The sequence below is a fragment of the Blautia sp. HA3515 genome, assembly GCF_059933065.1.
On the sequence record NZ_JAYFUY010000118.1, the window covers coordinates 1 to 13,236 of the forward strand.

The window sequence follows — 13,236 nt, forward strand, 5'->3', positions numbered from 1 at the left end:
AGCATTGATGGCGAAAATATGCGTTCTAATGAACAAGCATATCTGGCACTAAAAGAAGCTATACCGGAAAATCCATATCTTGTGTCTGCATGGCAGCGGCAGGATGAATTGATTCGGGAAAACAGCTCTACCTTTTTACTGATTTGTTTTGCAACGGTTATCTTCTTGATTGCAACAGGAAGCATATTATATTTTCAAAATATATCCTCTGTTTCCTATGACAAATCCGACTATGAAATTATGCAGCGGATGGGGTACAATGAAAGCATGATAAAGAAATCCGTAAGGCGGCAAGTCCAGACATACTATATCATTCCGTATGTGATAGGATTGCTGCATAGCATTTTTGCCATTACCTGCTACAAATCAGCTTTAATGGATGACTTGCTTGGGAAAAGCAGTGCTGTATTGGTTCCGGTTCTGTTTTCAATTGCAGTATTTTCTGCTATCTATGCAATTTATTATCAGTTGACCAAACATTCTTGTTATAAGATTGCCTTGAATTAAGGATAGCGGCTGGTATCCAAGTGGGTGCCAGCCGTTTAGCTGTTCACAAAGATTTAAGATCACCAAACTTGAACTTATAGAGAAACAACAGTACAATGAAAAAGAACGGAGGTGGACACATGAAAAACGCATACCTTTCCCGGCAGGTATTCTTCGCTTTCAATCAGTTTGCGATCATCTGCTATCTTGGATTTATGGCGGCACAGAATGATTTTATACAGCAAAATTCCTTTGTTCATTTCCTGCTGCTTTCATTCCTGATTTTTGATGCGGAATATATTTCATATAAAAACGTAAAAGGTAACAAAACCTTAAATCACTTTTCCTTGCTATTATTATTGCTGGGCTGGCAATTCCTACTGTATCTTTTTGATTTCCGTCCCATATCAGATATAGTATCAACGGTGTTGCTCCCTATTTGCTTCTATCAGTCGATTTATTTTGTACAGGCATTCTTATTTCAAGAATCTGCTTACCGAGGGCAAAAACCGCTTCTTGCCTTTTTGAAAACTTCCTGTATCATAGCTGTATTCTGCTTCTTTGTTTCGGATCGTGCTTTTTTTGCAGCCTATCAGCTGCAAGTCCTTCTTTCAACCGTGACCCTTATCATCGTGGGCATCATGCAGAGAAAGCGGATCATGTTTGTAGCAAAAAGCCAATGGAAGCGAATACTTTTTTCAAGTGTGCTGGTATTCCTCCCGTTTATCTGCTATATCATTGCGTTTCTCAAAAACGCTGCATATTTGGAAAACCTGGGGAGCTATATTCCTGTGATGCTTACCTTTGTCAGTATCCATAGTATTGTATTTCAATATCGTCCTAAACAGGCACAATTCTGGGCGCTATCTGGAGGCAACCTTGTATTTCTCGCTTCTGTTGGGCTGACGGGATTGATTGGTATCGCATACCTTTTCAAAATCCCTCTTATGGCAGTTTTTATGAGTATCCATATGGCAATGTTACTGATGCTTATTTACAATGTGCTTCTATATGTGCGCATTTGCAGCCATCCAACAGATTATAATAACGCCGCAGATCGTCAGCACTTCTATGCCTACTCATTGGAACAAATTAAGAGAGAAGAAAAACTCAAAAAAGACTTTTCAAACTATCTGCATGACGATATTTTACAAGACCTGCTTTCTATCAAAAATATGATACGCAAAGCAGAACAGCCGGAAGTGAAACAGTTGCTGCTTGATACTTTAACGGAATTAAATTCCTCCATCCGATTTCAGATGCAGAGCTACCATCCAACTCTGATAAAAAGTTTAACTTTGAAAGAAAACATTCAAAGCCTGCTTGATTCGTTGAGTGAAAATAATTCCGTTACAATTCGGTTGGATTGTGATGCTGACTTTTTTCTCGTAGAACCGTACAATATGTTGATCTACCGCATGATAAAAGAACTCACAACAAATGCACTGAAACACTCTTCCGCAACAACCATTTCTGTTTTGTTGATACAGGAAAACGGGCGTATTACCCTAAAGGTAACGGATAATGGCAAGGGCTTCCAACCATTTATCCATCAGACCGGAACACACCAAGGACTTGCTTCTATCGGAGAACAGGTCAACTTATTAAACGGCACTATGAATATCAAGCCAGCCGCTGGTGGAGGAACAACGATTGCCATTTCCATGCCCATGAACGGAGGTGATTCCTATGAAAGTTTTATTAGTCGATGACCATGCCCTTTTTGCAAAGAGCCTTTCCATTGCCTTATGTGACTTCCCGGAAATTGAACAGTTTTCCAGTACAAAAGACATTCAACATCTGGAAGAACTGATTGCCGGAGCAGCTCCTGTCCCGGATATTCTGTTGATTGACATTAACTTAGGCGGGCTGACAGACGAGGACGGGCTAATGCTCACAAAGCATTTATTGGAACATTTCCCAGAACAAAAAATTGTCATATTATCTGGCTATAATCTTCCTGTCTACCGCAAAGAGGCAAAGCGGGTTGGCGCAAAGGGGTTTATTAGTAAGGATGTAGAACCCGACGAGCTTCTTCATATTTTGCTTATGGTTAACGATGGGGCAACACACTTCCCACGAGAGGAGGTTTTTATCGAGGATCTGACCGAGGGAGAAAAGAAAGTCCTCGAATTGGTTGCCACAGGTGCCAAACGTAAAGATATTGCTGAACAGCTTTTTATCAGCGAAAGAACCGTATCAAACCACTTACAACATATTTTTGAAAAGTTACAGGTGGGGTCTACGATAGAAGCAGTAACAAAAGCAATACAGTTAGGGTATATTGCGCCCATATAAATGAAAATATATGTTTTTGCAAACCATCACTCTCTCATTTCCTCTATCCTTTATGTGTTCCACCCAGATTGCCTAAGCAATCGGCAACACGCACACCCTGCTTCGCAGGCTGCACATCAAAAGAAGCAAGCACTGCCGTTGTCATGACAAACGGCTCATTTTCCACTACTGCCCTTCCAGACAATGTGGAAAAATGACACAGGGAAGTATCCCTGACCCTCTTGATTTTTTCATCTTACTCTTGACCCTCTTTTTTCATTTTGCTACAATAAGCAGTGGACAGGTATATCCAAACAGCCAAATAAAAATGATACGAACTGTTGTAAACCGAACAAGTTACAGCAGTTTTTTTGTACCCATTTTTAGAGAATCGCAAACAATCATAAGAAATGAGGAATGGAAAATGACAGAACGTACACGAAAACACCCCGTACAATTTTACCTGAGTGATGATGAACAATACATCCTGGATGAAAAGTTCCGGCTCTCCAAAATGAGAAGCAAATCTGCTTTTCTCCGGAAGTTGGTGCTATATGGATTTGTCTATGATGTGGATTACTCCCACATCCGTGAAATGAACGCCTTGCTGGGAAATATCAGTGGTAATCTCAACCAGATTGCCAAGCGGGTAAACACAACAAATACCATTTACAAAAAAGATATGGAAGATATAAAGGAGCTGATGGATCAGATATGGCAGTCACAAAAATCCATAGTATTAAAACAACCGTTGATAAAGCAATAGAATACATCTGTAATCCAGATAAGACTGATGAAAAGATTTATATTTCATCTTTTGCCTGCGCCCCGGAAACCGCTGCACTTGATTTCAAATATACTTTAGACCACACCACAGAACAAAATTTTTCTGACGGTCAGGATAAAGAAAACAAGGCATTTCATCTGATACAGGCATTCCTGCCGGGAGAAGTTTCTTACGAAGAAGCTCATGCCATTGGAAAAGAATTAGCAGATAACTTATTACAGGGAAAGTATTCTTATGTACTGACCACACATATAGATAAAGGTCATGTACATAATCATTTAATCTTCTGTGCTGTAGATAATATCGAACACAAGCATTATCACGATTGCAAACAAAGCTATTGGGAAATCCGAAAGCTCAGTGACCAATTATGCCAGGAACATGGTCTGTCTGTTATTGAGCCGGATGGAAAACGTGGCATGAAATATAATGAATGGACTGCAAATAAAAATGATGCCGGGTGGAAATCACAGATACGAAAAGATATTAACCAAGCTATCAAAGTCGTTTCCTCTTATGAAGAATTTCTTGCTTTAATGAAAGCCAAAGGCTATGAAATGAAGGGCACAGAAATTTCTGAAAACGGAGGAAAATATATTACTTTCCGCCCTGTTGGAAAAGACCGTCCTGTCCGTGGAAGTGCTAAGTCACTGGGCAAAAACTTTACGAAACAACGGATCAAAGAACGGATAGAAAATAAACGTCAGCACACTCCGATGCCCTACACACGGAAACGTATTATTGATACCGCTTCTGATCCCAAATTTGCAGAAAATATTGGTTTGAAAAAGTGGGCCGCAAAGGAAAATTTGCAGATTGCTTCTGAAACATACAATCAAATGCTTGCTCGGAACATCCACAATTTTGCTGAATTGGATAACAAGATTTTATCCCTGCAGGAACAGAAAAAATCTGCTAATACTACTGTCGTTTCACTGGAACACAAAATGCAGGAACTTGCAGAAATTATTAAATATGTGGAACAATATCGTGAAAATAAATCCTATAATGACCGCTATGAAAAATCCAAAGATCCTGATAGATTTTTGAGAAAATATGAATCGCATATTATCCTTTTCTCCGGTGCGGAACGTATGCTACAGCGGAAAGGTATCGACCCTGCACATATGAACTTGAACCACTTAAAATCACGATATAATGAAATGCTGTCGAAGAAAAAAGAACTTGTCAGTCATTATAAAACCACAAATACAGAAATAAAAGAACTTGAATTAATCCGTCAGAACATGGAAAAATATCTGGATATTACACCACCGAAAACAAACAAAACACTTGATTCTACAACACCGGAAATTTAAAAAACGGCAGCGAAATCACTCGCTGCCTGCCCTTCCATTGAACTTATAGCCTACACCCCATACCGTTTGAATATAAACCGGACGGCTCGGATCATCTTCTATTTTTTCTCGGATATGACTGATATGGCTCATTACGATATTGTAATCACCGGCATATGGTTCATTCCAGACCATATCATAAATCTGTTCCTTAGAAAACACTCTCCCAGGATTTTTTGCAAGAAGCTGAAGAATTTCAAACTCTGTGTAGGTTAATTCAATTTTTTTATTATCACGGATTATCTCTCTGTGGTTCAAATCAATGATTATATCCTTGTACCGAATTTCTGACTGTAATTGCACTTCTTGAAAAGTAAATTTTTCTCTTCCAGAATCCAGTACAGATACAACTGAATCAATTAGTTTTTCTTCATCTCCCGAAAAGGACACCAACAGTATTTTCCCGATATTTTCACCTTCTTATCAAATTTTCGTTATTTTTTGAATCTCTTTTCAGTCTCATCTCTATCATTCTGATTTTCCACCCTATGTTTTTCTCGACTATTCTCGTATGGCCTCCATAATATCTGTATTCTTTAGTTCGCCTGACGTGTATAAAGAAAACACGAAGTAAATAGCCATAAGCAGAATAACAAAGGCCAGAAGGAACAACCAAGGGAAGGAGAAACTGATACAATGATTTGCCGCATCCAGTCTTTTGCAGGTAATGAAACTTGCAATGGAACTTACAACAAGTGCAATCAGAAGTGAACCTGCAAGATAAATCATGAGTTCTCTGTTCAGCATTTTTCTCAGTTGGTTTTGTGTTGTCCCGACAGCCCTTAACAAGCCAAACTCACGCTTTCTGTTCTGCAAGTCTACCATGAGCATATTCATAAGACTGATTCCGCCAAAGACAAATAAAATTGCGGAAATCATATAAAATGTTTTGATAGTTGGACTATAGTATTTCTGAATACTTGCTATTGTTTGCTCAATCGTGTTCACTTCGATTTTCCCATTTCTCTCAGCAATTTCAGATACTGCTGATAAAACAGTTTCAAGGTTATCATCAGATACTTCAAGGGCTAAAACACCTGTCTGCTCCGTTATTCCAGTCAGCTTCTTAGCAGTATCATAAGTCATAATGAAGTAAGGACTACCAGGGATAACTGGGCTATGCTCCATTAAAGCTGCTCTATTGTATGTGCCAACAACAGTTGCCTCAATATCAAATGTACTGCCGCTAATCTTTAGTTCATCTCCAACTTTAGCGGTATCTTCGGCAACCAGTATCCCATTTTGGGCAACCATATCATCATAATTTGCCGTCCCGGCAGATAATATCGTCTGTACCCTTGCAATCTCTTCCTGATTTAGCGTTGGGAAGAAATTGGTAATACTTGTGATCGAACCACCTCCTCCCGGAAAAGTAATCGTCATATAGATACAATTTGATGGAGTAATTTTTTCTATCCCATCCATCATTTCCAACTCCTGCAGCAGCGCATTATCTTCCAACGGGTTTTCTTCGAGCTGGAGCTTTGAGCTTCCGTATGGATCGGCCTCCTTATCAAAAGAACTTCCTATTGTGTTTTTTATTTGTATAAGGATATTGCCGGCAGGATAATATTTGAAGCTTGCCTGTTTTTCGGGATCAATAGAGCCAGCAACTGTAGAAGTAACCAGCAGAAACGCCCCGCTCAATCCAAGCATCAAAAGAGTCAGAATTGCTTTCTGTTTATTCCTCTGTAAATTTATTTTAGCCAGACTAAGTGGCGTGAGCTTTCTGTGAAGCTTTTGGCTGTTCTTTGCTTTTCCTGCATACGCAATATACTTAGAACTTTCCACTGGGGAAGTATTCATTGCCACCCGAACAGGTTTGAAAATCGCAATGTTCACTACTATAAAAGCTATTGCAGCAGTTATGACAGCATAGATAACCGTTGTTTTCAAATGAAAGCCATCTGGACAACCTGAAAATCCAATCAATGCACCAACGATAAGACCACAGGGAATGCCGGCTAAAGCATAACTCCGTCCCTCTTTTCTTGCCATTTTTTTAATCTGCTTTTTGGTCATACCAATCGTTCGCAGTTGACCAAACATCTGAACATTCTTTACGATCTTTGTATAAAAAACACCATAAATTATTGTTGCAGCCAAAGTGGCAGTTATAGCAGCCAGCAGCGGAACCGAGATAGGAATTCCCGATTTAATTGCGCCTGACATCACCGCAAAATATTCTGTCAGATTTATCTGACCCTCTTCGATACCCGTATCTTTTATTGCCTTAGCTGCAAAATCAAGAATAGCTGCCGGGCTGATAACATCCGTATTCAGCCGGGTATAGGCAGTTACTTGAAAATTGCTTCCAGACAGGCTGTGTGCAAGTTCTTTATTCACATAAATATAATAGCCGTTACTTTCTTTTGTATCAGCCAGAATACCCGAAAGCGTATATTCTTCCTCCTGCCCGGTTCCGGTCAGATCAAGCGTGATGGTATCGCCAACCTGATAGGCTTTTCCGAGAAAATCAATATAGTTTTGAGGAAGCATAATTTCCGTTTTCTTTTGCGGTATGTTTCCCTGAAAGGTCTTTTCTTCCTGGTTCAAAAAATAAGCTTCATTTCCATAGGCAACCGTAATCGTTTTATTGTCTTGATAAAACAAGCCAATCGCAGAATATTCGCCAATCCATGAAACATCTGTATTCTGATGTAATAATCCTGCCTGTTCGTCTGTAATACCCAAAATACCAATTTGTGCTTTGTTCCTCTGCGTATTTTTGTATTCTTCCTGCGTTCCGATTGAAATGAGAAGAATTGAAAAAACCATACAAACGGCGAGAGCAATTGTAAGAAACAGAAATGCCTTGCTTCTTTTATCGGCTTTTATACTTCTATTTGCCAGTTTTTTCACAACAGCGCTTGTGTCATTTTCAAAAGGCCAAGTCATAAATTTCCACCTCCTTTAGCCTGCAATCCTGCCGTCCTCAATCCGTACAATGCGGTCGGCAAGCTGGGCGATCTCGTTGTTATGGGTAATCATGACGATGGTCTGATTAAATTCTCCGCTGGTACGCTTCAAAAGCCCCAGCACATCGGCACTGGTCTTGCTGTCCAAATTTCCAGTCGGTTCGTCTGCAAGGATAATGGCTGGCTTCGTAATCAGCGCACGGGCGATAGCCACACGCTGCTGTTGGCCGCCAGAAAGGTTGTTCGGCATATTCTTCAGCTTATCGCCCAAAGCCAGCATACGCACAACCTCGTCCATGAATTTCTGATCTACCGTGTCGCCGTCCAGTTCCACAGGCAGGACGATATTTTCATACACATTCAAAATCGGCACCAGATTATAGTTCTGGAAGATAAAGCCGATATTGCGGCGGCGGAAAATTGTCAATTCTTCATCATTCTTTTTCGCCAGTTCTTCACCCCGGACAATCACACTGCCGGAAGTAGGGTTATCAAGTCCGCCCATCATGTGAAGCAGTGTAGACTTTCCGCTGCCGGAAGTTCCAACCACAGCAACAAATTCTCCCTGTTCTACAGTAAAATTCACTCCATCAAGGGCACGGGTAATATTAGGTTTTGTGCCGTAATATTTTTTGAGGTTAATCGTCTGTAAAATGCTCATATTCAAAACTCCTTTCAAGGCTCTCTGCCTGTTGATGAAGCCATTGTAAAACATAAATGTCACAGAAATGTCCGAGTTAAAATATTTTTTGAAATAATTATCGGCTGGGAAGAAAAGCAGAAAAGGTTGAACCTTTCTCAACTTCGGATGTTACTTTGATATATCCACCCTGTCTGGTGATGATCTCACGGGCAAGGTACAATCCGATACCAACGCCCGGTGCATCGTGAACTTATCCTCCCCGGTAGAAACGCCGGAAGATGGCAGCTTGATTAGGCTCGGAGATACCCTTGCCTGTGTCTCTTATATCCACCTTGATATACATTTCCATTGCTCCACGGTCACGCTGATGTTGCCCCCGGCGGGTGTGTATTTTACCGCATTGTCCAGTAAATTAAAGAGGGCTTCGGATGTTCCACTTACTGTCATGGGAGAGGGTGAGATCTTCTGGACAGTTCACGGACACAGCAATTTCCTTTTTCTCCGCAGCATAGACAATCCCGCTCATGGCCTGCGCCAAAGTACGGAACAAACTATCATCTTTCTTTTCCAGCCGGATAGCCCAGGTTTCTAATCTGGAAGCCTTAACAAGTGCTTGAAAAAGGAAATCCAGCTTGTCGGTCTGACTGCGTATGCCCTGCAAAAAGTCCGTCTGTTCCTGCTCGGTAACAGGCTTTGTCAAAAGCGTGTCCGTTACCATTTTAAGATTGCTGACAGGCGTTTTTACCTGATGGGATATATCGGACACCAGCATTTGAAGTTCCTTGCGTTCCTCATCCACCTTTCGGCGGTTCTCCTGCATAATTCCATACAGCCGTGTTAAGCGGTGGCTGATACGGGCAAAGAGCGTTTCGCTGTCACTGACTCTCTGGGATTCTTCGCTGCCGTCAATCATGTTATCTAATGTCCGGCACAAGTCAGAGGTAAAGAGGGACAGCCGCTTTCCAAAGCACAGTACCAGCACCCACAGCCAGATAAGGGCGCAGAGCGTCAATACTCCGCCTGCTATGAAAATCCGTACATCTTTCATTACGACACCGAGGATAACGGTAATTGCCAGCATGGAGAAAATAATTCCAGCCGATCAACCAGCATACACAGTTTTTTGACAGAAAGGTTATTCTGCTTCATTTCTTTTCGCCTCCCGTCCATTGATAGCCCATGCCGTAAACGGTCTTGATATATGCACCGCCGTCCGCTTCGATCTTGCTGCGAATACGGCTGATAGAAGTGGTAAGGGTGTGTTCGTCCACATACTTTTCATCCACATCCCACAGCTTTTCCAAAAGCTGCTGACGTGTAAGTACCTGCTTCGGATTTTTGCGGAACAGGTTCAACATTTTATATTCCATTGCGGAAAGGGTAAGCGGCTTGCCGTTCAAGCTGGCAGTCAGCTCCGAGAAATCAAGAAACAGGCTGCCGTCATCGTAAATGTCCTTTGCTGGCTTGTGGTGTTCCAGCATGGCAAACGCAGCACTTCTGACTTTCCGTTGTAATGCTCCAATGGAAAAAGGCTTTGTGATGTAGTCCATGGCTCCGACTTCATAGCCCCATATCTGGTGGCGCTTCCTGATCGTTGGCGGTCCAGAAATATAACCCGCCGTGTGCCAGGGTGTTCCGGTTTGATAAGGCGGCGCGGATTCATAACCGTTTCCATCCGGCAAATTTATATCCAGCAACACCAGATCGAAAGATTTTGCTTTCAGAGCTTCGGCTGCTGCCCTTGCATTTAAGACATTGGTAATGGCGTAATCATCCGACGCCAGATTGTAGGCAAGGGTCTTATTCAAAAGGTTGTCGTCCTCGACAATCAAAATCTGCTTCATGTAATCACTTCCTTTAAGGGTTTACAGATAGTATAACGGGTAAATGTCCGAGAAATGTTACAAGGGAACAAGAAATTCTTTATTTCTTAATTTTAGCATACTCCGACAAATGTATTTGGAACAATATTTAGACTTTTTGATTGAATAATCTAGTGTTGTGTACCGGATCGTCCTCTATCTTTTCCCTGATATGGCTGATATGGCTCATCACGATATTGTAATCACCAGAATACGATTCTTTCCAGACTACATCGTAAATTTGTTCCTTAGAGAGCACCCTGCCAGGATTTTTTGCAAGAAGCTGGAGAATTTCAAACTCTGTGTAGGTCATTCCAACTTTTTTACCATTCCGAATCACTTCCGGCGTTCTAAATTAATTATTATCCCCTTATGCTGCAGTTCTGATATTATATTCATTTCTTGAAATGTGAATTTTTCTCTGCCCGCATCCAAAACGGAAATAACAGAATCTATCAGCTTTTCTTCATCGCCTTTAAACGATACCAACAATATTTTTCCGATATTATCATCTCTTTTCTTAATAAAGGAACGACGGCCTTGCTTTGTTCAAAGCCGCAATCTAGTCAAAATATGGGGATAGGCTGCTGAACGACATTTTTCTTTTGCCGTCGTCCGTCAGATAACCTCTATTTTAATTCAGACACATTTCTGAAAAAACACATCTTCCAGCTGTTTAAAATCTTTCGGATTTTCAGTTTTGAAAAACTTTCCTTTGTTTGTCGATAAAAACTATATCATCGCAGAAATTCGCAACCAAATCGAGGTTGTGGATAGAAAACAGGACAAGATTACCCCTATCCCGATATTCGCTCAGCAGATTCTTTAGCATAGCTACACTTTCCGGATCAAGTCCATTGAAAGGCTCATCCAAAATCAAATTACCCGCACCAGAAAGAAAGGCTGCCATCAAATACACTTTTTGTTTCATTCCCAATGAGTAATTCGCAATATATTCATTCAGTGATCGATCCAATTTGAATGCGATTGACAGCTTTTTGAGTGTTTCATCAGATTTCACAACGTCTTGACGATATAACTGTATAATGCACTTTCAAGTATTCATTTCCAGTCAAATTCAAAAACATCTCTTTGCTGTCTGGCACATAGAAAAAGTGAAATTTAGACTCATATTTCTGGCTGTTAATACCATCAACCTCCACTTTTCCGCTGTCTAAATTGGCAGGTTGTGTAACCGCATTTAATAATGTGGATTTTCCTATTCCATTAACACCGACCAGTGCATAAATCCGTTGATTTTCTAAAGAGCAGGAAACATTTTCAAGGATTGCATTGTTTCCATATTTTTTTGAAAGATCAATTATTTCAATCACGAAAGGCCCTCCTGTAAAATATCAAATATCCAAGCTCTATCATAACAATGCAGACACTTATACAGACTGCAAACAAAAGCGAGAGATGGAACCAGATATTTGTGTTGAAAAATATATTTCCCAAACAGTCAGAGCTATTGAAACAAAGAGAACCAACACTTTACTGATATTCCCATGGAGCAACTCATTTGTACTATTTGGTGTGCGCGGCATTTTATAATCTAAAAATACCCCAGATCCATACGCAACTGTAATTCGTAGCTGTACCATAACCGAGAAGCAAACAGGCGTCCAATATGGGGATATTGCGAAAAAGAATTACTCCCACCCCAAACAGCAATACTGTAAGTTCTCCCCATAGAAACCCCTGTATTGTTTTCCAGAAAAACAGCCGATGTGCGGATATAGGAAGAAAAGAAAAATAGGATTTATTTGGGTCGCTGGAATACGCTGTACTTGAAATCGTATTAACTGCACAGCAGGATACCAACAGGAATAATTCTAGCGCATATTTTTCAGACAAACCTATCCATTCAAAATTTTGTACCAGCAAGCTAAAGAGAACAAATACTGTTAGAATATTCTTGATGTTTGAAAAGAAAATGAGTTCCTTATTTCTTGACACTCTTTTCCATTCCAACAAAAAATATGGATTTTGAATTTTAGTAGGTGCGATGGCCTTATCAGTTCTCCTGTACTGGAAATTCTGTGTATTCAGATACCCTCTGATATATTTAGCTTTCACGAAAAAGCTGGTGCAAACCGCCAGCAATATCATGGGCAGTATTACAATCAAAAGCCACTGGACAGGATTAAATATCCCATTCAGATTTTCTAAATATCCAGACCAAAAGAAAATTTTAGTTACAAGATTGCCCACAGACAAAGCCAGCAATAAAAAGGCTCCATATTGAAAGAGAATAAATCCATATCCCACAATGGACGCCGGAAGCAAATTCCCAATAGCCGTCAGATTAGCACCAGGACAAGCAAATCAATCAGACAACTACAAATCCAGCAACCTAGCAGAATGGTAATGGTTAAAAGCCAATCATCACTTGCGTATAAAAAATAAGCCCAAAATCCACAAACAACCATACCAAATTGGAAACAGGCAAGACGGCCAATAACTAACGAAACCAACTTGTCAACCGACACCGGAAAGCATAGTACATCTTTTATTCTTCGATTTGTAAAAAGCTGATCTGGTATTTTATATATCGCAACAAAAGCACATATCCAAAATGTCAGAATTGCAACTAACACACGGTAAGATGATATTGGTTCAGGGAGATAGCGGTTTACGATATACCATGTCAAGTACCCCACATAAATTCCTACCATTGCAATGGAAAGAGTGATGACAGGAGTGTTTCTACTTTTAGGATTGCTTTATATAATGTGCACTTAATCATGGCTCTAACTTATACCTGTGAGATGTACGATACCATCATTACAACAAAAAGCACAACAAACATAACGCTATTCACCTTAGTCAAACGCTTTTGCTTGATAAAGCCAATATTCACAACCAAAGCAATAACCGGAAACAGCCAAACGGCTAAAACACT

General features: G+C 40.4%; 14 protein-coding genes and 1 pseudogene. 5 read left to right on the forward strand and 10 right to left on the reverse strand.

Annotated elements, in window-relative coordinates:
* From R1Y93_RS09890 to R1Y93_RS09900, 3 genes are all read left to right on the forward strand, one after another.
* Positions 1 to 507, forward strand: a 507-nt coding sequence (locus R1Y93_RS09890; protein WP_500822673.1) for an FtsX-like permease family protein, incomplete at its 5' end; no start/stop codon positions are given.
* A gap of 119 nt (positions 508 to 626) precedes the next feature.
* Positions 627 to 2,198 carry an ATP-binding protein gene (locus R1Y93_RS09895; RefSeq protein ID WP_186290101.1) on the forward strand — a complete coding sequence of 524 codons (1,572 nt, stop codon included), beginning with the start codon at positions 627 to 629 and terminating at the stop codon, positions 2,196 to 2,198.
* The gene (locus tag R1Y93_RS09900; RefSeq protein ID WP_500822674.1) at positions 2,176 to 2,784 is read left to right on the forward strand and encodes a response regulator transcription factor; all 609 of its coding nucleotides are present in this window, start codon (positions 2,176 to 2,178) and stop codon (positions 2,782 to 2,784) included. Before R1Y93_RS09895 ends, R1Y93_RS09900 begins: the two co-directional genes overlap by 23 nt.
* Positions 2,785 to 2,827: 43 nt before the next feature.
* On the opposite strand, the gene R1Y93_RS09905 is transcribed toward R1Y93_RS09900, so the two are convergent.
* Positions 2,828 to 2,950, reverse strand: a complete 123-nt coding sequence (locus tag R1Y93_RS09905) for a hypothetical protein (protein ID WP_500822675.1) — start codon at positions 2,948 to 2,950, stop codon at positions 2,828 to 2,830.
* 237 nt (positions 2,951 to 3,187) lie between these two features.
* Here R1Y93_RS09905 and R1Y93_RS09910 point away from each other — a divergent pair, with 237 nt between their 5' ends.
* Positions 3,188 to 3,529: a plasmid mobilization protein gene (locus tag R1Y93_RS09910; protein WP_144095158.1), complete on the forward strand. Its 342-nt coding sequence runs from the start codon at positions 3,188 to 3,190 to the stop codon at positions 3,527 to 3,529.
* Positions 3,478 to 4,869, forward strand: a complete 1,392-nt coding sequence (locus R1Y93_RS09915; protein WP_144095160.1) for a relaxase/mobilization nuclease domain-containing protein — start codon at positions 3,478 to 3,480, stop codon at positions 4,867 to 4,869. The genes R1Y93_RS09910 and R1Y93_RS09915 overlap by 52 nt, the downstream gene beginning before the upstream one ends.
* A gap of 15 nt (positions 4,870 to 4,884) precedes the next feature.
* On the opposite strand, the gene R1Y93_RS09920 is transcribed toward R1Y93_RS09915, so the two are convergent.
* The 9 genes and pseudogenes from R1Y93_RS09920 to R1Y93_RS09960 all read right to left on the reverse strand — a co-directional run bounded on the left by R1Y93_RS09920 (position 4,885) and on the right by R1Y93_RS09960 (position 12,602).
* A complete protein-coding gene (locus R1Y93_RS09920; RefSeq protein ID WP_330697719.1) occupies positions 4,885 to 5,298 on the reverse strand; it encodes a winged helix-turn-helix domain-containing protein in 414 nt (137 codons plus the stop codon).
* Between the two features lie 111 nt (positions 5,299 to 5,409).
* Positions 5,410 to 7,806: an ABC transporter permease gene (locus R1Y93_RS09925; protein ID WP_500822676.1), complete on the reverse strand. Its 2,397-nt coding sequence runs from the start codon at positions 7,804 to 7,806 to the stop codon at positions 5,410 to 5,412.
* Between the two features lie 15 nt (positions 7,807 to 7,821).
* The gene (locus R1Y93_RS09930; protein WP_144095166.1) at positions 7,822 to 8,487 is read right to left on the reverse strand and encodes an ABC transporter ATP-binding protein; all 666 of its coding nucleotides are present in this window, start codon (positions 8,485 to 8,487) and stop codon (positions 7,822 to 7,824) included.
* A 97-nt stretch (positions 8,488 to 8,584) separates the two neighbouring features.
* Positions 8,585 to 9,618: pseudogene (locus R1Y93_RS09935) on the reverse strand (sensor histidine kinase).
* A complete protein-coding gene (locus R1Y93_RS09940; protein WP_500822677.1) occupies positions 9,615 to 10,313 on the reverse strand; it encodes a response regulator transcription factor in 699 nt (232 codons plus the stop codon). Before R1Y93_RS09940 ends, R1Y93_RS09935 begins: the two are co-directional and overlap by 4 nt.
* A 127-nt stretch (positions 10,314 to 10,440) precedes the next feature.
* Entirely contained in the window at positions 10,441 to 10,671 is a 231-nt protein-coding gene (locus tag R1Y93_RS09945; protein ID WP_500822678.1) for a winged helix-turn-helix domain-containing protein, read from the reverse strand.
* A 354-nt stretch (positions 10,672 to 11,025) separates the two neighbouring features.
* Positions 11,026 to 11,352 (reverse strand): ATP-binding cassette domain-containing protein, encoded by a 327-nt coding sequence (locus tag R1Y93_RS09950; protein ID WP_500822679.1) that lies wholly within the window; start codon positions 11,350 to 11,352, stop codon positions 11,026 to 11,028.
* On the reverse strand, positions 11,342 to 11,665 hold the full coding sequence (locus tag R1Y93_RS09955; RefSeq protein ID WP_500822680.1) for an ATP-binding cassette domain-containing protein: 324 nt from the start codon (positions 11,663 to 11,665) through the stop codon (positions 11,342 to 11,344). Before R1Y93_RS09955 ends, R1Y93_RS09950 begins: the two co-directional genes overlap by 11 nt.
* Before the next feature lie 214 nt (positions 11,666 to 11,879).
* Positions 11,880 to 12,602, reverse strand: coding sequence for a hypothetical protein (locus R1Y93_RS09960; protein WP_500822681.1), 723 nt, complete (start codon positions 12,600 to 12,602; stop codon positions 11,880 to 11,882).
* Positions 12,603 to 13,236: the final 634 nt, after the last annotated feature.

Excerpts from the sequence above, each read along its gene's own strand:
- R1Y93_RS09895 (WP_186290101.1), top strand. The coding sequence starts at position 627 with ATGAAAAACGCATACCTTTCCCGGCAGGTATTCTTCGCTTTCAATCAG.
- R1Y93_RS09900 (WP_500822674.1), top strand. The coding sequence starts at position 2,176 with ATGAAAGTTTTATTAGTCGATGACCATGCCCTTTTTGCAAAGAGCCTT.
- R1Y93_RS09910 (WP_144095158.1), top strand. The coding sequence starts at position 3,188 with ATGACAGAACGTACACGAAAACACCCCGTACAATTTTACCTGAGTGAT.
- R1Y93_RS09915 (WP_144095160.1), top strand. The coding sequence starts at position 3,478 with ATGGCAGTCACAAAAATCCATAGTATTAAAACAACCGTTGATAAAGCA.
- R1Y93_RS09925 (WP_500822676.1), bottom strand. The coding sequence starts at position 7,806 with ATGACTTGGCCTTTTGAAAATGACACAAGCGCTGTTGTGAAAAAACTG.
- R1Y93_RS09930 (WP_144095166.1), bottom strand. The coding sequence starts at position 8,487 with ATGAGCATTTTACAGACGATTAACCTCAAAAAATATTACGGCACAAAA.
- R1Y93_RS09940 (WP_500822677.1), bottom strand. The coding sequence starts at position 10,313 with ATGAAGCAGATTTTGATTGTCGAGGACGACAACCTTTTGAATAAGACC.